Below are 20,019 nucleotides of genomic sequence, written 5' to 3'. Positions count from 1 at the left end.
ATCTGCCATGTCGACACCAATGGATAAGCCGCCCAAAATCGGTACCGAGATCACCGTTCGCATCAGCCTGACTTTTCAGGAGGCACCGGACGTCCACACGCTGTTGGCGATGACGCCAGTGCGCGAACGAGGCAAGCTAGTGCGGCTGGCCTTGGAGCGATACATCGCTGAGATAGGTCATCCAGCAGGTGACGTCGAACAGCAGATCCATGCCATCTCGACATGGCTGAGGTCCCGAAGTGGGCGGGAAGAACAGACGGTGGCTACCGTACGCAGTTCGGAAGCGGCGGGCCTGGTCGATGCTGGGAGTACAACCCAAGTTCGCGAAACGGCAAAGCCTGTGCCAGCACCAGGTGAACTGGCTCAGAAAGAGACATCCAGTTCGTCCTCACCCGTTGCGAGGTGGCTTCATACCTAGGTGGATGATCTCATAATGTTGGCGCCGACCGAAAACTGAACCACCGGGTCAATTTTAGGTCGGCGCCAACACGTAGGCCTCAAATCGTTCTCCAGGTTCATATTTACTCATTAGTAAATCCCTGAATCAGATAAGTTTGACAATTCTGGAAGCGGCGTTGGAAGGCTGGCTCCGGATGCAACACACTTACAGTCCTAGATCGCTGCGAAGGCGTTTGACCATCGTCTCATGATGTTCGAGCACTTGGTTGCCCCAATTTTTGCTTTTTCGTGTGATTTCCGCCATCTTTTTCAGCTTGGGGCTCTGTATTTCGATAGTGGTCTGGAAGTTATGAGCCTTGGTGCTGGGCAGGCTGTTGCCGAACTTCGAATTTGCGCCTACGCTCACAAGAGCCAGATTACCCAACAGATGCAGGTGCTCCTCGGAAAAATTTTCTCCCGATTGCTGTTCATCTGGATGCTGCGGAAAAAAATGCTCGATCGAGTTACGAAAAGAGAATCGGAACTCAGTTGGTTTTTCTTGATCTATCCAGAGTAAGTAGTCGAGGTAGGTAAAAACAATGCGGTTGATGTCGAAACCAGTTGGTTCTGAATCTATGGGAAAGGCTTCTCTAACTTTTTGGCGTGCATAATCTCGAAGCACGTTAGCAAGATCAAGCTCCGTCCACTTGTTGGGGGAGCATTTGACCCCAAGCTGCAGTAGCCGTGTTATCCAGTGCATTGTCTGTGGGGATGTGTAGGTCACGCGCAACATCGATTGGAGCATCAATAGTTCATTGGTTTCCGCATCGACGTCCCCATCTTCTTCAACCTCGTCGCTGCCCCGCGAAAACGTGTTGATGTAGCCGAGAGTCTCCCGGTTTTTGGAGGTACGCTTGATGAGCCGCTGGAGAGACCAGTCGCCTTCGTCACTGTTCGTGGCGGTGTATTGCCGCTTGAGTATGAAGCTATCAAAGAAATTTCGGCAGCGCAGCAAGTTAAAGGCGAACAACTGAACCTGTCGCGACTTCTCTGCGCCAGAATTGTCTAAAAACTGGTCGAATAACTTGATAAGTCCCTTGTCGTCCAGCATCTCAAACTCGTTACCGTTGTCGTTGCCACTCACCACTTTAAGAACGTGCAACAGGAAGGAGGGAAATTCAATTGTGGAGCGGAACCGCACGTTATCCTGGTCCTCGCTGTCCTCGGGCACACGCATTTTGACGTACTTCTCTAGCGCATCGTCGATCGTTAAAGATGCGTTTTGACGAACGGCCCCGGCTGCAGTAGTCGTGACAACGGGACTACGAATCGTTACGAGTTGTTCAAAGCCCGTGACCGAGAGCCACGACCAGTCGGCGCCAAAGATTTGATTGCGCCGGTGCAGGTCGCCCCGCGTTAGTGACATCTGAATGTAAGAATCCATGTCTGAGCAAGCCTCCCAGATCCATGCGAAACAAGCCTGCTGGGCAGCGTCGTCCAAGTGCTGCATCAGTCGTGCCTTAACGATGTCAGCCTGCTGGAGCTGCTGACCCCGGGTGTTCATTATCTCGAAGTAACGATTGAAGTCGGTCTTGCTGGGTAGCGATGCCCGAACGACTGTCACCTTCGTGCGCAGGAAATGAGCAAATTGGCGCTGCTTGTCGTTCCCCTTGATATGCTGGACCATGAATTGTCGAATGACGTTGTAACCTTGATGGATCCCGGCGTCTTCGGTGATTGCCGAGTACTCCGACGAAATAGGGTGCAGCAAGGACGCAGATGAAATTCTGCGTAGCGCCTCTGTCGCGCGGGGGCGCGACTCGTAACGCAGACGGTCCTGGTAACCTTTGCTCGAAACGCCCCTCTCTGCCAAGAAGGTCAGGAGCAAATAAAGGGTTGTGAGCCGTTGCTGACCGTCGATCACCTCAAAGTAGATGTACCCCCCTTTTCGTTCGGTGACCATGAGGTTCCCGAGAAAGTAACTGTCCACCTTCTTATCATTGATCGCGTCCTGGATGTCTCGTAGTAGTTGCTCGATCTGTTCGGCTTGCCACGCATAGTTCCGCTGATAGATGGGCACGGTGTAGATCGCGTTTTGGTCGTCGAACAGTTCGCCGATGGTTAGCAGTTGAGGGACAAGTTCGTTCATTTATATTACGCCCAAGAATTGTTTAGAAACGCAACGAGTTCTTTCTCGTGCGCGTCGTTATATGGCTTGCTCGACATGGACAGTTGGCGAATGACGCGGCCAGATTCGGCTTGCCGCATGAGTGCAAACGCAGAGGCTTTCGATTGATCGCCTCGCGCGCGATTATCGATTGACGCGTACTGAACGCGGAGCAACTCCACCCGCAGTGAGTAGGCCCAAGCAAAGAGTTGGTCCTGCGCGGTGCCCAGTTCCTCAACTCCAAACTTGTTCGTGTAATACAGGAGCGCAGCCAAATAAAGTTCAGAGACGTATCGATACCGACTCCGACGCCGAGATGGGCGTAAGTTGGGAACGTCGCTGTTCTCATCTGCAACGACGTTGTAGTACGCAAACTCAGCCCGCCCAAAGGCAAACCCATTCCGGGCCAATTGCCTCAGCTCAGGCAGCATAAACGCCACCATTTCAAAAAATGCTCGCCCGGCCATCAGCGGCGCGTCGAGTTGGAATCGGCTTCGGTCAGCATCACGCTTCTCAATATCGGACGTCAATGCTCCCCAAGCATGCAGCATGGGTATCGCGACTTGCGCCGCGATATGGTATCTAGCATTCGGTGACCGACTCTTTTTGGGTGATATCCCTTTGAACATGCCAATGTCACGAATAGTGAACATCGGTGCCTTCTCTCCACGAGTCCAGCGCGCAATTCGGTATAGATACGTAGAGAATAGTCGATCTAATTCATCGTCCTTGACTGATTCCCAAGCCTCAACGACCGCTGCTTTCATAGCTGCTGTTTCGTCGTACATTTCGCGGAGATGGTATGCCTTGAGAAGATCATGTGGCGCCAGCGACTTGCCGCGGTAGTTCTGGGAATCGAAGACACGAAAGGCCTCATCAAGATCGTCAGTCTCGACACGAACCAGTTGACACTTCTCTCCAATGAAATTTGCGAGTTCGCAGCGTTTTTCTTCCAGCAGAGCGTCGAGAGGCCCGTGAAGAGCTGTCCACACTCGACCGATCGGGTTATCAGCATAATCGCGACGCATGGAATCTTCGGCACGATTCAAAAGGCGCAAAATTATACGCAGCGTTAACAATCGCTGCTGGCCATCGACCACGTCAAGGATCATATCGTTGCGGTGAAGAATCACGGCACCCAAAACGTACGGAATGTCGCACCGTTCGCCGTCTTTCATCGCTTCCTGAATATCATCAAGCAACTGTAGTGCGGTCGCCGGCTCCCAACTGTAGGGGCGCTGATAGGGCGGAATCCGCAGTGGTTCGGCGAGCAGTTTGTCAACTGCGATAGCACTGACACCGGCTATTTTAATGGTCATAATGATCCTTCGCACTAGTGAACTGCTGCCTAGCGCTACTCTAAATGAATTGAAGTAAACAAATAAATTATGGAGATAATGACCCGTATCTCTGTTAGCGGCGAAGAGTTTTTGACCCAAGGTCGCCGGTTCTCAATGACCCACGCCCGTGATCTCAAAGCCGCATGCAGTAAGAATTTCAAAGGTCTTTAACTGGGTCAGTTGAAATCGGCAGCGTGGGTCCGTTTGGCATCGGCGCCGACAGCGCCGGTTCCTCGCAATAGCCAAGTAGTGCGATTCAAAGTCTGCCCGTGTCATGCAGGAGCTATCAATGGACACATCGGTCATCGGTCTCGGCGCGGGAAGCGAGATGTGGACGTTCTAGGCATACGCATCCGAGGCGTTGTCGGCCAGTTCCTTGAGCGCCCTCTCCGTCGATGGGTATTCTTGGCTTAGCAGGCGGGCCAACCTCGAATCGGCTTGAGAACGTGCAGTCTTCGCTGCCATTCCTTGCTCCCTCTTAGTTTCGCAATTACTTCGCGGTCCCTTCGATTCGTATCTCACCAAGTACAATATCGATGCCAGCCTTCTTAAAATACTGTTGATTCCGCTCACTGTACATTCCCTTGGGCATCGGGATCAGATCATCCTTCGCATCATGTGCTTCGCCTGGCTTGTACTCAGCCAAACCATAGGGCACAACCACGCCACCTATGTCTGTTAAGACATACCTGTTATGAAGTGGGTCTCCTGCGTCAGGATGCTTCAGACAATAGAAACTCACACTCATCCCAGCAGGTAGGAGCTTCGGAATTTCCCGCAGAGCTTTTACGCGGAGATCATCGGCGACGCGGGTCATTGCCTCGCGCGTGAACTCGCCCTCATGAGGTTTGTGTTTTTGCTCAATGCCAGTCATTACGATGAGCTCAGGCAAGCTACTTCCACGACCTCTTTCCCCACAAGCAGCCCGAACTAGTGCGGCGAAACTGGCCTGATACCGGGCATTAGCGGCATCGAAATATGGATCTACTAACACGATGTACTGTGCCCCACGTAACATCGGTTCTATGGCGGCAGCCAAATCCTCAGCGGACTTTTTAGTCGCCATAATGGTCGGCAGGTACCAGCGCACATCTCGAAGGTTGTCCCACACTTCTGGAGTTATGACTTCATGGCACTCAATGCCATCTCCGGTGGTTGTCATGATGGCGTGAAATGGCCGCCTTCCATGCTCGACAACCGCCCCCTGCAGCCACGTACACTCTGCCGTTCGCTTCACATCTCTTTGAACCGTAAACTCAGAGAGCCACTGAACATAGGACTGCAGTTCCGGTTGCGCATTTTGAAATTCCAACGAGCTGTCGTCATAACCAAAGTGCTCATAGAACGCACCATACACTTCGCCGGCCCAATCTTTTGGATAGTCGGAAACGAGACGGCGTTGGTCCATCCCGAACTGCCCGACAAAGCGCCCCTTTCGGCCAATCGCCCAATCTACGACAAGCATTGGATCTAATGCGTACTCGTAAATCACGGCGCTTTTCCCTCAGCCGCAGCAACGCGATCTCGAATTTCTTTCGGAAGAGCTTCACGCATTCGCTCAGGGAAGAATCCCCGTGGCCACCGATCGGTGAATTTGCCATTAGCATCTAGTCCAACCTCAACGGCACGTACCGTACCGGAATCGTCTCGGTCAAGGTAAATGATATTGACTTCGGCTGCTGAAAGAGGTGCATGCTCAGGTGGCAAATCACCCGCGCTCGTTTCTCGAATTCGGCGCTGCAAGCGCATCACCAAGTGCTCACTATGGGTCTCTATTAAGAACGACAAGCGTTTGTCTTGTGCGCCATCGATGAACAAGTCCCCGAGCCCAACTTGCACAGACGGATGAATGTGCAACTCTGGCTGCTCAATGCACACAACGCTCGCGTTGCCGTCCTGGGCTGCCACAACAACAGGCAATACCTGCGAGATGCCCACGCCTACGTCTTGCGGTTGATGGACGAGATTAGCCGCATCGATAAGAGCGAGACGGCTACGTATGCGGCCATTGGGGCTGCTCTGTGCCCCGTTGATCTCGAATTCCTGCACGCGCTTGCGGGTGATAGCGTAGCCGGTGTTGAGCTTGCCATCCCCTTTCATCCATTCACTGCAGCTATCCACAAGGCTTTGCGGTCCATTAAGGAGCGTTTCCCAGCCGGCCATTCCATCTGACCAGGCGGCGTCGCTCTTGGTTAGCGACACATCGAAGCCGCGCGGTGGGATACGGCGCAAGGGACCGATGTACCGCAGCTTGCGCAGTTGCTCGCGCAGCAGAAGGGCGGGGCCGATCGTTAGCCAGGACAAGAATGCAGTGAACTCGCGAGCGATATAGACGTTCGCAGCACCCTTTGCTCCCGGCGCAGGGATGAACAGCATTTGGTCTAAGCGCGGCAAGGCTCCGTTGAAGCCATTCAGCCAGGAACGTAAACCATCGCCGGGCCGCTCAATGCCGGCCTCTTGAATGGCCAAGAATATCTCTGAGAGTACTGAAACCTTTCGAGATTGAGCCTTGCTTTCGTCGCCAGTACTCGACTCTGACACATGCAGACCCGTCGAGTCCGCTTCACCCAAGTCACACGGGCTGATCCAGTCATCCAATTCCGCCAGCAGCGAGTCGATGTTAGCGGCGTCAACCATGAAGATCGAGTTCTCGCGGTTAATGCGCATACGGATATCGCGCCCGTCGGATGAAGCTTCCAGCTTAACGCACCAATCTCCATTTGTGGCAATCTCATAGCCCACGACCACCGGCTCTTCCCGCATGCTGTTCCAGCCGATGATTAGGCGCACGCTGACGGTATTGACCTTGCGTCGTATGGTTTGCAGCGTTTCGTAGAAAGACCACACCTCGCCGTCATTTGTCTGCCAGTCTTCAAAGGCGTCAGTCACCAACTCAGGGATGAAAGCGTCGCCAAGGGCCATCTCTACTTCAAGTTCAATCCTGCGATCGGAAACCATTTCTGCAGGCCCAGCCCGACCATGCAGCACATTCAAGAAGCCACCAAGGTCAATGGAATCACCACCGTTCAAGGTGCGATCAGCATTAGCATTATTGCGCTCTAAAATCTCGCGGATGTATTGCAGTGCATGAAGGACGCTGCTCTTTCCAGCGCTATTGGCACCGAAGAGCAAAGTGATGGGACGTAGCTCAATACGGACTTCGTCGGAAATACCTTTGAAGTTCTTAAGCGACAGCGACCGGATCAGTGAGGTCATAAATTTCTTTCGTCCCTATTAAGCCGAGTTGGGGGGGTAAAGTACTTAGATGAAAGTGCGGCAATCAATGCCTCTATTTCATTTGAACCAGTGCTTGCGCTCTGGGAAAATTTGGTAATTCGCGCCAGAAGCATGTCGAATTTGAGTTGCACATCCAAAGGAGGCTTGCTGACCATCAAGCCTTTGACAATGCCCATATTCCAACCTTCCATGATGGCACCCTTCGATTCGCGCTGAGTCTGCGCCCGCACTTCCGGGTCCCAGCGCAGGCAGGCCCACAGGTAGGAAGACCGCATCTCCTTCTGATCGAGCGATAGGGTACAAAGATGCTTGGTGCTGATACAGAGTGGTAGGTTATCGGGTGCGACTGCAACCCTACCCGTGGTACCCATGATCGTGACCATCACATCGCCGGGGCGGACGGTGTAGCGCTCAAGCTCCGCATACTTTTCTTGCGAGATGAATCGACGCGCGCTCCAGGTAAAAGCATTGGTGACGACGTTGTCGATGCCGAGCACCGGGATTCCGGCTTCAGTGAATTCTGAAACGAGCAGTTGACTGCCGAAAGGTCCCGTCCTCGCTGCGTTGGGAATATTTGCCAAAACACTTTCAATTGAAGCACGGTCGGAATGTCTTTTAGCCAGATCTAGGTATGCGGAGCGAAGGAACTCATCGACGAGTCGAATGACTTCCTGTCGATTGCGGCGCACGCTGTCCGCCTTGTCGAGGATTGCTGCGATGCGTCGCTGCTCTGTCAATGAAGGTAAATCAAGCTCAATCGCCCGAATTTCCTTGACCGAGAGATGCTTCACCGTCACAAATGGCGTGCGCGCCTCGATGGCTTTCAGCTCACGAGGAAGGACTTGGCACAGATAGGCAAAGTCTAGGTAATTTGAATCAGGAACGATTTTGCAGACCCGTTGATTGAGTAGAGCTGCCCCTCCCCGCCAGACGGATGCGTTAAACTCTCCATCCATCCCGACAAGCAGGTCACCGTCATCAACAATAAAGCTTCTGTCGTACGGTCCGGAATAGCGTGTCTCTGTGCGTCCCCGAACTACATCTCGAATACGAATTAGTGGAATGCCCTCCGCGACATTGAAGTATTCGGATGGAAATGCAAATCCTGAGGTGATCTGGATGAATTCACCCAAGTTTGCACGGGTCACAGCATTTCCCCAAGGTCGGCAAGATCCTTGCAAATTTGTTCTTCGAGGGAGACCAATCGCGCAAGAATTTCCGATGGCGCCTCATGCTGCTCTGCTACGTGGAGATGTAATTTGTACCGATTGATCGACAAGTCGTAGTTCTGCGACCTAATGTCATCAGCGGCAACATCAAACGCCTTCGCCCTCCGATCGCTGAAATCGCCCTGACCTTGGCACCACTGCAGATACTTGGCCTGCACGTCCGACATATCGCCTCTGCCGTCACCGATCTTGTTTCGCTTGTCATCCAGCGTGAAGCCGTCGGACTGCACGTCATAAAAGAAAACGTTCTCGGTCCTGCCGCCCTTGGCAAAAATGATGATGGCGGTTGATACCCCGGCATAAGGCTTGAATACGCCTGAGGGCAGCGAGATAACGGCCTCAAGCTGATTGTTCTCAATCAGATGCTGACGCAATTGCACATGAGCCTTGCTAGAGCCGAAGAGCACGCCGTCTGGCACAATGGTGGCGCTGCGTCCGCCCACCTTAAGCATGCGCAGAATGAGGCCGATAAAGAGCAGCTCAGTCTTCTTGGTCTTGACAGTGCGCAGAATGTCCGGGGCAACGTCCTGCTCGTCCAGGCTACCTTTGAACGGCGGGTTGGCGAGAATGAGGTCGAAGGCATTCTTGGAACCTTTGGGATGGCGTTCTTCGAAGCTCTGGCTCAGCGTATCTTGGTAATGTACATCGGGCTGCTTCACACCATGCATCACCAAGTTCATGGTGGCGATGCGCAACATGGTTGCGTCGAAGTCGTACGCATGAAACATATCGGTGTCTACATGCGCGCGGTGCTCGCCGAGTAGGTCGCCGCTGTATCTAGTGTGTTCTTCACCATCGATCAATTCCTCATGTGTACCAGCTGCGCTGCTGTGGTGGCGCAAGAGGTACTCGTAGGACTCGATCAGGAAGCCGGCGGTGCCGCAGGAAGGGTCACAGATGCGATCGGTAAGCTGGGGCTGCATCAGCTCTACGATCATTCGAATTATGTGGCGGGGTGTACGGAACTGGCCGTTGATGCCGGCGGTGGTGAGCTTGCTGAGCAGGTACTCGTAGAGGTCACCCTTGGTATCACCCTTTTCTAACGGCAGTTCGTGCACGGCGTTAACTGCCTTCACCAGCAGCGATTCCTTTTGAATCATCAACTGGGCGTCTTTCATGAAGGCTGCGAAGTGACTACCTTCACCACTGCTGCGCTCGGCCAGGCGGCGGAAGTGGGGGAACACACGGTCCCGCACATGGGGCAGCATTTCGGGGCCGCCGTAGTGGCGCCAAGTTTCCCAGCGGCAGTCTTGATCTGCATCGCCGAACAGACTGGGTTCGCGTTTGCCCGTAACGGCGGCGCGCTTCTCTTGGGTGCGCTCCTGCATGTCCAGCAGGCGGCTATACATCAGGAAGGTGATCTGCTCGATGACGGTGAGCGGGTTGGTGATGCCGCCGGTCCAGAAATCGGTCCAGAGGCTGTCGATGCGGCTTCGTAGTGCGCCAGTGATCATACGCGTGCTTTCTTCATGTTCGTTGTGGTGTTAGTGCGCAGCAAGGGGGTGAAGCGGCTCGCCGAAGGCGCGTACCAGGCGCACCACTTCATCAAGCTGCATGGGGTTGGGGAAGACGCCACCTAGGCCTTCGGCGTGGACCGTGTTGAACGGTGCGTCGAATAACTGCCCGACTGCAATGGCGCCGAACTGGCGGATGTGGTCCTTCAGCAGCGTGAGGAAGCGAAGCTGTTGACTGTTGAGTGCATGCGCTTGCGCGAAGGCCGAGAACTGAACATCCACGGCCGCGTGATCCAGGCCGACGATGCCGCGCAGTATTTGCGTCAGCTGCACGGCGGTGTCAGGGTAAAACTCACGCAGGGTGGAAAGATCGACATCGGGGTTGCGGGTGTGTAACAGGCTGTTGAGCTTGTCCAGCTCTTCAGGCGTGATGCGCTCGCCACGGCGCAGCTTGAGCAAGACCGGATCGGTTTCGAACAGCGGCTCTAGAGCGGACTGTACGGCTTTACGGTAGATGCTGAAGTCGACAGACTTGATCTTGCTCGGCCGTACATGAACTTGGTATTCGGCTTCGTCCTCGCGAATGTCCAAATGAGGTTTTGGCATGGGCGGGGGGAACGCGGGGCGATTGGCTAACTCCATCACGTCGCGCAAGGCGGTGCGCATAGCATCAAGCTGGGCGAAGCTGGGGGCTTGCCAGAAGGCGTCGGTGCGCAGGGCTTGCAGCTCTTTGGCCTTGGCGCGGACGGGGTTGAGATGCGGAGGCAGGCGGCCAACCCATTCCAGGATAGCTTCTCGGTGAGCATTGGGCTGGCCGGGTTCTGCGATGGCGGAGGCTTCGGCCTTTACGAGCAACAGGTCCCAGCGCAGTGCATCACCCTGGCCGCGCACATCCAGAGCGCCCATAAGTGGCGCGACGGTGTCGGTCAGCACTTGGCGGGTGATAGGGGCGAACTGGTGGACCAACTTGGCATCGCGCGCCTGGTTCACGGCTTGCCAGTTCTCGCGCACTGAGATGCCGCCATCAGGCAGCGCGACGGCGTCTTGCTGGATCTGCAGCGCTAGAACATCAAAGGCTGGGATATCGGAGCGCGCCAGCGCCAGGGCCGCGAGCTCGATGCGGGCCTCGTAGCGGCGCTGCGTTAGTGGCTTTGGAACCGTGGGTTCGACCTCTTCGGCGTTCAGGTCGTGGAAGGCGAAATTATCCCAGTGGTCGAAGATAAGGAACTCGCTTTTGTCTACGCCATGACCGAAAAGATCTTTGCATAAACGCGTACCGCGGCCGATCATCTGCCAGAACTTCACCTTACTCTTGACTGGCTTGGCGAAAACAAGGTTGACCACCTCGGGTACGTCGATGCCGGTGTCCAACATGTCCACCGAGACAGCAACGCGCAGCTCGCCGTTGGGCTCCTTGAACTGGTCGATCAGCTCTTCAGCGCGCGGCTCTTTGGAGTGAATCACGCGGCAGAACCTGCCGGCGAACTGCGGGTACATTTCATTAAAGAGCTCGGCCAGCAGGCGGGCATGGTCAATATTGCGCGCGAAGACGATGGTCTTACCAGGGAGCTGGCCATCAACATCACGAATGCCATTATCCATCAGATTGCGAAGGATGACGCGATTGGTGCCTTTGTTGAAGACGGCGTCATCAATCTCCTTGGCGTCGAAGTCCAGGGTATTGGGATCGATTCCCTGGTCTTCCAATTGTGCAATCTGCTCATTCGTCAGGTGCGCTGCCCTGATGCCATCGCGCAGGAATTTGGTTGTGTGGGCGACCACACGGAAGGGCACGAGCTTACGATCGGCAATGGCTTGCTCCAGCGGGTAGTTGGCTGTTGGCAGCTTGTAGTCGCACCCAAAAAGCTGGCAGGTACTGCGGCTAACCATCTCCACAGGCGTGGCGGTCAGTCCGACCTGAAGGGCGTCAAAATATTTGAAAAGGTCACCGTAGAGGTTGTAGATTGAACGATGCGATTCATCGGCAATGACAAGATCGAAAAAGCCGACGTCGAAGGACTCGTAGTCGTTGATCAGCCCTTGGTAGATGCCGATGTAGATGCGTGCATCCATCTTGCCCACATCGTTGGCCTGGCCGATGACGTAGATCGGCTCACGAATGAAGTCATTGAAGGCGTTTTTGGCCTGCTTGCGCAGTTCCTTACGATCGCAAAGAAAAAGCACGCGTTTTACCCAGCGCGCATCAATCAACAGCTTGGCCAGCGAGATCGCGACGCGTGTCTTACCAGTGCCCGTAGCTTGCACGACCAAGGCGCGACGGTGGCGCTGTGTGAATCGCTCGGCGACACGGGTGATGCTTTCAGTCTGGTGCAGATAGCCAGCGATGTTGGCGTCGGGCCTGACGTCCTTCAACAAATCGAGCTTCTCGCGCCGCTGGAAGGCGACGCGGTATTGCAGCGTGTCTTTGGAATAGAAGCCATAGACCGTGCGCGGAGGATAGCCGCCAGCATCGTCCCAGACACAGATATCGTGCCCATTGGTGAAGAAAATCATCGGCCGCTGGCCATGATGCTTCTCCAAGGCGTCGGCGTACTGCTTGGCCTGCTCCTGTCCAGCGCGAGCATCGACTAATGTCTTCTTGGCCTCGACAACAGCCAGAGGTTTGCCATTATCATCCCACAGGACATAATCGCAGTAACCTTTGCCCGTCGTGGTAGATTGATGCAGAACCTCAACTTCTTGGCCAACTAAATGATTGCTGGCGGTGCCCTTGGGTACATCCCACCCAGCCATGCGCAGGTCGCGGTCGATCAGCCACTTGCGGGTATTGTCTTCTGTGAAGCGAAGCTGGTTGGCTGTAGCCGCCGAGGATTTGGCAACTTGTACCAAAGCCTGAGCCGATGAAGGCGTAAACGCGGCTAGAGCAGGCGCTGTTGCCCGGTCGGCAGCCCTTAGTTCGGCGAGTTCTTGCAGCGCAATTTTAAGGCGTTCCTCCTTGAGACTATTCTCTTCAGCTAAAGCCTTGGCCTTGCGTTTGAATTCTGCCTTGCTGTCGATGCCTTCAGCCGGAGGATGCTTGAATGCCTCAAAGTCATCAACCTTGCCGTTGAGGAATGTCACGTGCAACCAGCGGGCGAGTTGCCAAGCCTCTTGGACGCAGCGAAGTGCATCGGAAGTCTCGACGTCTTCTCCGTGGGCACCACGATTGCCTAGACGCCGTATCAGGTGCAACTTGTCGAGCACGAGAGGCTGAGCAACAGTTTGAAAACTGGCATTGTGCAGTAAGTCCACGAAGTTGGACTGCGGCACTCGTTCGAGCTTCAACTTAATGTATAGGCAATCAACTAGGCGCTCAGCAAAATTGCGGAGCTTGACTAGCGCACTTTCGGGGTCCGAGTGCGCATAGTGCTCCGCATAGCCACCCATATTAGCAAGCTCGGGATACAAGGCCCGTAAGGGCTCGAAGTTCAGCGACTTAATATCTTGCATCGATACTTGGTCGACTCTCGTGGCATTTATGCCTGTTGTTGTACGAAAGCCGTGCCAGCCCCCCCTATTCGCTTGGATCTTGTATTAGAGGCCTACATAATAAGAGATTTTTCGTCTTGGCAAGAATATTTATGACCAAATAGTCAGTCTCTCATTGCTGCCAGCACAACGCATATAGGCTTTTGAGTGGATTTGTTGCACAAATAAATTGAGAGCGTAATACCCCTTACCCCGGACCGGGTTATGCCATTGCCACCATCATCGGTGTGCCGAGTTGAGTGATGCGGTTGAAGATTGCAGCGCGCACTTGCAACTCGATAACTTGGCGGTCGAAATCGCGTGACATCACTTGTTCTCCTAATAGCTTAAAAAAGCGCATTTGGTTCCCACCAAGCTACGCCGTAGCAGCCGGTCTACTTATTCCATATCCGACGACCAAGGCGCCGCATGGCATACAGTATGGCGTGGCGCGCCTCAGCCCCTGGTTGACGGTCTGGACCAGAATCTTACCCTACTATGCTAGTGTCGCTAATGCGTTTCCAGTTTCTTCCACATTACGGCCATCGTGGATCATTTAGCACCTGCAGCGCAGCGCGCCTTACATCAAAGTTAACCTCAACGCTTTTGGCGAGAGCCGAAAGTACCGCATCGACTAATGTCTTGGTGTGGGGTCCAACTTTAGCAAAGCGGCTGTGAATCCATTCCTCGGTAACCTTCCCACTAGGCTCACTATCGTTCGCCGCGTAGAATAGTTCTGTACCGGAGCGGCAGAGCAGCGCATGGCAAGCATATGTGGCGATTTTCCCAATCTGGCGGTCATCTTGCCCAGGCAATGCAGCCTTAGCGATTTCCAGCAAGTCAGGACGGACCGCACGCATGCGGTGTCGAGGAGCGTAGCTATCCTTCAACAGTGAAGAAGCCGAAATCGATGTTAGAGCGCGCTCCATATGATTGCGGAATTTCGATTCATCGAAGTCATCGAGCGCCTGGTTCTTCAGGTTCCAAATCTCACGCGCCAGCGCAACGTCGTCGTCGCTGATGGGCACCGCCTCCTTCCAGACCACTGCGAACCAGTCCTCAATTTCGGCAAACTCTTTGGTGCCAGGGTTAATCCTAATTCCTGCCTCCAAGTTCCCGGCCGTCACGTAGTCATCAACCCCAAGGCCATTTGTAGACATGTTCGCCGAGGATACGAGCGCTCCACCAGAGGTCACGACGACCTTGGCGTGCAGCCCATTGCGCTGCAGTACCACAGTACCTGGCCGCTTGCGCAAAGCCTCGATGGTATCTGGATTACATGCACCGGACTGCAAATCACAGATGATCTCGCAGGGCCCTACGAGTCTATATTCAGCCGAGCGTCCCCAAAATGCGACTGCGAAGCGAGCGGGCTTAGAGACTTCATCTCGAAGGAGGCTTTCTATCTCTTGACGGACCGCATCACCAGTTGGAAGAAACTTCATAACAATCCTTGCATAGCAGGCTACCCCGCAACAGAAAATCCAGGAAGCCTCTATAGCGATATAGTCCTACAGCTTCTTCTTTGTAGTTATCGTCAACCGACGGTCGTCAGCCGGTTGAGCGCATGCTTTCCTTGCATGAACGCATGGAAGTCACCACGGTTCTTGAGAACAAGTTCTTTGCGGACGCCAACGGCCACCGCCAGCTGGGCGCTCAGCTCGACCATGTGCAGGTTGGCTTCTCGGTCGAACGACAGCTTCATCAGGTCGTTCAGTCCCCGGTAGCGTCGTGCCAGAATCTGCTGGGCCACCTCGTAGCGCGCCAGGACCTTCTGCAGCTGCGTCTCAATTTCTGCAACCTTGGGCTTGAGGTCCTTGATGACGTTGCCGGCCAGCTGATAAAGAACCTTGCCGGCCAGAGACCCAATCATGGCGCCTACGACAGGAATCGGGATAAGCGTTTGGCCAGCCATGGAAGCCAAGCTTACGACCGCAGTTTCACCGCAGACGTACAGGCCGCTTTCCAAGAGCTGGGTCAGCGTCATTTTACCCTCAAGGTAGTCGATGACAAGGGAGCCAACGCCCTTGGCAGCCGACGCGAGGGCCGCCGCCAGCGGGGCCGCCATATCGGCACAGTTTGTCAGCACGTAGATGCCGCCGGCGGTAACCGCCGCAATACCTGCGTTGGAGCCAACCTCGACCCCCATCTTCTTCCAGTCGGCCTTGGTCAACTCACCCTTGAAAATGTTCCGGCCTTCCTTGTGGAAGTTCCAGGCCTGGTTGACGAAGCTAACCCCGCCGGCGATGGCCGCGGCCGAGCCAGCTACCTTCAGTCCCTCGCTCCAATTGGCTTGGTGCTCGGTCCGAATGTCATCCTTGCGCTCCTCGTTATCCTTCTTCAAGTGCTCCTCGTGGCCATCGGTCGTTTCCTGGGCCTTGCCCTGCTGAACTTCGGCGTAGGTCGAGCGAGAGGGGGTAACCACCTCCTCGAACGACTTCCCGGTTTGCGCCTCGATTTCCTCAATGTGAGCGGCGAGGTTTCGCACCTTCGTGTCGCTCAGCCCCTCAATTTTGCTTTCGCCGGCGGCGATGCGTTTCAAAATCTCAAACTGGTCCTTCGGAACCGCGTACTTGCCGCCGTTGGTAACAAAGTCCGGATATTTCGCTCGGTGCTCGTCGATGTGGTCCAGCCCCTTGCGGACGCCGTTGATGAACTTCGATTGGTAATCGGTGTCGCCTATCCGATAGTCGGTCTTGTCGATGCGACCTTTTTCCAGGTCCAGGGTCGCGGACGGCTTGTTTCCGGCAAGAGCGTCCTCAGCGTTGGTGATGTGCACCTCAATCGCCTCGGCGATCTCGCCGTGCTTCGTCTTGTCACTGCCGATGATTTTCGACGGGTCGCTCAGTAAGTCGTAGACCTTCTGCACATGCCCCATAGCGTCTGCCATACAGGCGTCCTGGCGAGCGAGCGCCGCCAGCTCATCGGCGATGCGCCGAGCGTTGACAGCATCGACACCAGCGCCTATGACCTGGTCGACTGCAGGAGAGCCTTTCGTCTTGGCTTTGCTCATGCCTCCTCAGCCTCCCGCTCGGCCTCTCTCTTGCGGCCTCTGCGATAGCGTCGTCAGCCGTCTTGGTCATCAGCGCCGACAGTGTCAGCACGTTGTTGATGATGCCCCCCAGCAAATCTTGGTTTTCCTCGGTCATCATCCGGTAGTTCGTCGCCTCGTTCTTACGCAGCAGCTTCCTGATATCCGTGTTGATGGCCTTGATAACTTCCGAAGTCTGCTCTTGCAGGTACACCACGTACTGGCCTTGCAACGTCAGCTTGGCAGTGTACTCACTGACTTCGGCACAAGCCGCTGCAGCGTCCTCCGCAATCTTGGCGTTCTTTTGGGAGGTGTTGTAGAGCGACCAGGCCGAATACGCCAACAGGCCCAGGCCAATGACTTGACCGACAACAGGAATAGCCGTCGTTGGCGCCATCACGGCTCGCGCAGCAAGCCCAGAGCCCAGCGTACCGGCCAGAGACGCCGCCACCGCCGACGAGATGCCCATCGACAGCGCGGGACGGGCCAGCGTAAGTGCAAGGGTCTTGACCGTACTCGCCCCCAACGCAGAAAGCAGCGCCTCCGATAGCAGCACGCCATACAGAGCAGAGGTGCTGATGCCCAACAGCCTGGCGAGCGAGTCATCGTCAGCCTTCGCTGCCTTCTTGAGCGCCTCGTCGTAGACCGAATTCGCTCGCATCTTGGATTCTTGCGACCAGAACTTCCGGATGGCTTTGGAGAACAACTGTGGAGCATCCGCCAGAGAATTGACGACCTCATCTACTGCCATGATTGCAGTCACTGCGGTTACCGACCGCGCTATGTGCAGCGTGTCAGAAGATTTGCCGAGGGTAATGATGGCCTCGCGAAATTGTTCAAGGGCGGCTCGCAACTTTTCTTGCTGGGCCTTGGCTTCGTCGGAATTCAGCATTGTTCTTTTTAATCATGAAGATGAAAATGGATACCGGCGCTCTTGAATGCATCGATGAGCATCTCTGTCTGTCCGTTTCTCATTTTTATCATTTCCTTGTTTTATTGCAATAAAAACTTGAATGATGGCCTCCTGAAATCAAGACCTTATCGCTTCGGTGGCCACCCTAGGGAAGCGCTGATCAATTCGGTTTTCTGAAGAGGTTGGTGCGCCAAATGTTCGACCGGCAAGCCGCTCAAGCCAGTTTTCGTTCAATTTGACGCAATGCCTCACGTCTTTCTGCAATCAAGACGGATTACGGGATTCGGTGATCGTAAAACGTCTACCGGCCAGTACCAGGTTGGCAAAGGCGAACAAGGTAAAAAAGCTGTGCAGTGTTCTTAGCCAAGCCGCGATAGCGCGTCTTACGATGACGGAACAGGTTCTTGATGACATGAAACGGATGCTCGACTTTTGCCCGCACGCTGGCCTTCAGATGCTCCAACTTTTCCATCAGGCGACCCAGTTTGTTATTGGGTAGCGCCTTGCGTTTGGAGCGCTTCATGGCCACGTGCCAGGTCACCGTCTTGCCAATGTTTTCGGGCCGTTTTTCCACGCCCTAATAGCCGGCGTCGCCGAGCGCGGCGGTTTCGTCGCCGTGCAGCAGTGCGTGCGCTTGGGTCACGTCGGCGACATTGCCGGCCGTGCCGATAACCGTATGCACCAGGCCAGAAGCGGCATCGACGCCGACGTGGGCCTTCATCCCAAAGTGCCAGTCGTTGCCTTTCTTCGACTGGTGCATTTCCGGATCACGTTTGCCGTCCTTGTTCTTGGTCGACGGTGGCGCGGCGATCAGCGTGGCGTCGACGATGGTGCCTTCGCGCATCATCAAGCCCTTCTCGGCCAAGTGCCCGTTGATCGTGTCGAAGATCTGGCGCGTCAGCCCGTTGGCCTCAAGCAGGTGGCGGAAGTTCAACAAGGTCGTCGCGTCCGGCGCCGATTCGCGGCCCAAGTCGATGCCGACGAAAGCACGAATAGATTGGCTGTCGTAGATCGCGTCTTCGATACCTTCATCAGACAAGCCGAAGCATTGCTGGGCCACATACATGCGCAGCATGCGCGCCAGTCCTATTGGTGGCCTACCGGCCCCATCGACTTTCGGATAGAACGGCTCGATTACCTTATGCAGCTTGCCCCACGGCGTTAGGCTGTCGATCTCAGTAAGGAAACGGTCACGTCGCGTCAGCTTCTTCTTGGCGGCGTATTCGAGGTCGGAGAAGCTCTTTTGCATGATGGATCGCGGGCGGTAAACATAGTGCTATTGTCTCAGGTCAGCTCGCAGCAGGGAACTGGGCCCGATGAATAAATCAGTGGTTCCCTAGGCTATCTGAGTCCGATCGAGTATCGTGAAAGCTTGGGGTTAACAACGTAAACAAGTCCAAGAAAACGTGCGCATCCCCGTCTTTCGATACTTCTGCTTGGTCGGTGTAGTTATGCCCGTAAGTTACCGAAACCCTGGCACGCTTGGGCCTAAAGGCAATCTGTGCAACAAAGCCGGGGGAGTTTAAGAAGCGGGCACGTTGATGCCTACTTCGTAGAGTCAGTGTCGTTAGATGTTTAGTTTCGTGCGATCATATTCCTCGTCGCAGCATGGCCCTGTTCCGGGCCAAAGCTGTGCTTGACGAGTTGATCGGCGGTTTGCCACCGAGATCATCCCACCGGTTACAGCACATCGCATAAACTTCAGTCCATGAGCTCACGCATTCATCCCCAAGCCCGCACCACCCCGAAGATCCGGCAGGAAATCAAGGACTCCGGACTGTCCGACCGCGAGGCCGCCAAGGTCTTCAATATCACTCGTGCCACGGCTGCCAAGTGGCTCAAGCGGGACGATGTGCAAGACCGTTCGCACCGAGCCCATACGCTGCATACGACCCTGAGCGCGACGCAGGAGGCCATCGTGCTGTCACTGCGCCAATCGCTCTATCTGCCGCTCGACGACCTGCTGTACATTACCCGGCAATACATCAATCCCGACGTCTCCCGCTCGGGCATTGCGCGTTTGCTCAAGCGCGAAGGCATGGCCCGCCTGGAAGATGTGATTCCCAAGGCCGAGGGAGAAACGATCTCGGCCAAGAAAACCTTCAAGGACTATGAACCCGGCTTTGTTCACGTCGACATCAAATACTTGCCCCAGATGCCAGACGAAACCTCGCGCCGCTATCTGTTCGTGGCCATCGACCGCGCCACGCGTTGGGTGTTCCTGCATATCTACGGTGACATGACAGACAAAAGCAGCGTCGACTTCCTACGCCGGCTCAAACTGGCCTCACCGATCAAGATCATTAAACTGCTGACGGACAACGGCTCGCAATTCACCGACCGCTTCACAACAAAGGACAGGAAGCCCAGTGGCCAGCACGCCTTCGATAAAGTCTGCACCGCCATGGGCATCGAACACCGCCTGGCACCGCCCCGGCATCGGCAAACGAATGGCATGGTCGAACGATTCAACGGCCGTATCAGCGAGCTATTGCAGCAGACCCGATTCGACAGTCGGGCTGATCTGGAGACTACCTTGCTCAACTATTTAAAGCTTTACAACCACCACATTCCACAACGGGCCATCGGTGTCAAAACACCCATCCAGGCGCTCAAAGAATGGCAGCAAAAGAAACCGGAGCTATTCGTCAAGCGCGTTTATGATCAAACGGGACTGGACAGTTAGAATGTGTGCATTTTTCTCGTAAGCAAGATGCTATCCTGATTTCGGGAAACAAAGTTCGCGACTGCGCAAACAATTTTTCACCTCTTGTTCATGTGAAAAGACAGGCCCTGTTCGCG

12 protein-coding genes and 2 pseudogenes are annotated in these 20,019 nt (G+C 54.9%); 2 read left to right on the top strand and 12 right to left on the bottom strand.

Features of this window, described 5'->3' with window-relative positions:
* The first annotated feature begins 7 nt into the window (after positions 1-7).
* A complete protein-coding gene (locus AC3RCJ_RS02825; RefSeq protein WP_492957005.1) occupies positions 8-418 on the top strand; it encodes a hypothetical protein in 411 nt (136 codons plus the stop codon).
* A gap of 186 nt (positions 419-604) precedes the next feature.
* On the opposite strand, the gene AC3RCJ_RS02820 is transcribed toward AC3RCJ_RS02825, so the two are convergent.
* From AC3RCJ_RS02820 to AC3RCJ_RS02765, 12 genes and pseudogenes are all read right to left on the bottom strand, one after another.
* Positions 605-2,527 carry a DUF262 domain-containing protein gene (locus AC3RCJ_RS02820; protein ID WP_492957006.1) on the bottom strand — a complete coding sequence of 641 codons (1,923 nt, stop codon included), beginning with the start codon at positions 2,525-2,527 and terminating at the stop codon, positions 605-607.
* A gap of 5 nt (positions 2,528-2,532) precedes the next feature.
* Entirely contained in the window at positions 2,533-3,864 is a 1,332-nt protein-coding gene (locus tag AC3RCJ_RS02815) for a DUF262 domain-containing protein (protein ID WP_492957007.1), read from the bottom strand.
* Positions 3,865-4,375: 511 nt separating this feature from the next.
* A complete protein-coding gene (locus tag AC3RCJ_RS02810; RefSeq protein ID WP_492957008.1) occupies positions 4,376-5,377 on the bottom strand; it encodes a hypothetical protein in 1,002 nt (333 codons plus the stop codon).
* The gene (locus AC3RCJ_RS02805) at positions 5,374-7,101 is read right to left on the bottom strand and encodes an AAA family ATPase (protein WP_492957009.1); all 1,728 of its coding nucleotides are present in this window, start codon (positions 7,099-7,101) and stop codon (positions 5,374-5,376) included. Before AC3RCJ_RS02805 ends, AC3RCJ_RS02810 begins: the two co-directional genes overlap by 4 nt.
* Positions 7,098-8,270, bottom strand: a complete 1,173-nt coding sequence (locus AC3RCJ_RS02800) for a restriction endonuclease subunit S (RefSeq protein WP_492957010.1) — start codon at positions 8,268-8,270, stop codon at positions 7,098-7,100. The genes AC3RCJ_RS02805 and AC3RCJ_RS02800 overlap by 4 nt, the downstream gene beginning before the upstream one ends.
* Complete coding sequence (locus AC3RCJ_RS02795; protein WP_492957011.1) at positions 8,267-9,805, bottom strand: type I restriction-modification system subunit M; 1,539 nt, start codon at positions 9,803-9,805, stop codon at positions 8,267-8,269. Before AC3RCJ_RS02795 ends, AC3RCJ_RS02800 begins: the two co-directional genes overlap by 4 nt.
* A gap of 30 nt (positions 9,806-9,835) precedes the next feature.
* Positions 9,836-13,255 carry a DEAD/DEAH box helicase family protein gene (locus tag AC3RCJ_RS02790; protein WP_492957012.1) on the bottom strand — a complete coding sequence of 1,140 codons (3,420 nt, stop codon included), beginning with the start codon at positions 13,253-13,255 and terminating at the stop codon, positions 9,836-9,838.
* A 241-nt stretch (positions 13,256-13,496) separates the two neighbouring features.
* A pseudogene (locus AC3RCJ_RS02785) lies at positions 13,497-13,737 on the bottom strand (IS5/IS1182 family transposase); the annotation flags it as partial.
* Between the two features lie 72 nt (positions 13,738-13,809).
* A complete protein-coding gene (locus AC3RCJ_RS02780) occupies positions 13,810-14,718 on the bottom strand; it encodes a phospholipase D family protein (protein ID WP_492957013.1) in 909 nt (302 codons plus the stop codon).
* A 92-nt stretch (positions 14,719-14,810) separates the two neighbouring features.
* Positions 14,811-16,286, bottom strand: a complete 1,476-nt coding sequence (locus tag AC3RCJ_RS02775) for a hypothetical protein (RefSeq protein WP_492957014.1) — start codon at positions 16,284-16,286, stop codon at positions 14,811-14,813.
* Positions 16,195-17,196, bottom strand: coding sequence for a hypothetical protein (locus AC3RCJ_RS02770; RefSeq protein WP_492957015.1), 1,002 nt, complete (start codon positions 17,194-17,196; stop codon positions 16,195-16,197). Before AC3RCJ_RS02770 ends, AC3RCJ_RS02775 begins: the two co-directional genes overlap by 92 nt.
* A gap of 285 nt (positions 17,197-17,481) precedes the next feature.
* Positions 17,482-18,466, bottom strand: a pseudogene (locus AC3RCJ_RS02765) (IS5 family transposase).
* A 459-nt stretch (positions 18,467-18,925) separates the two neighbouring features.
* Between AC3RCJ_RS02765 and AC3RCJ_RS02760 the strand changes: the two are divergent.
* Positions 18,926-19,903 (top strand): IS481 family transposase, encoded by a 978-nt coding sequence (locus AC3RCJ_RS02760; RefSeq protein ID WP_492965269.1) that lies wholly within the window; start codon positions 18,926-18,928, stop codon positions 19,901-19,903.
* Positions 19,904-20,019: the final 116 nt, after the last annotated feature.

It is taken from the genome of Janthinobacterium sp. GW822-FHT07H11, from assembly GCF_058798615.1.
Note: the sequence above shows the minus strand (reverse complement) of the source record. Positions and strands in the feature narration are given on the sequence as shown.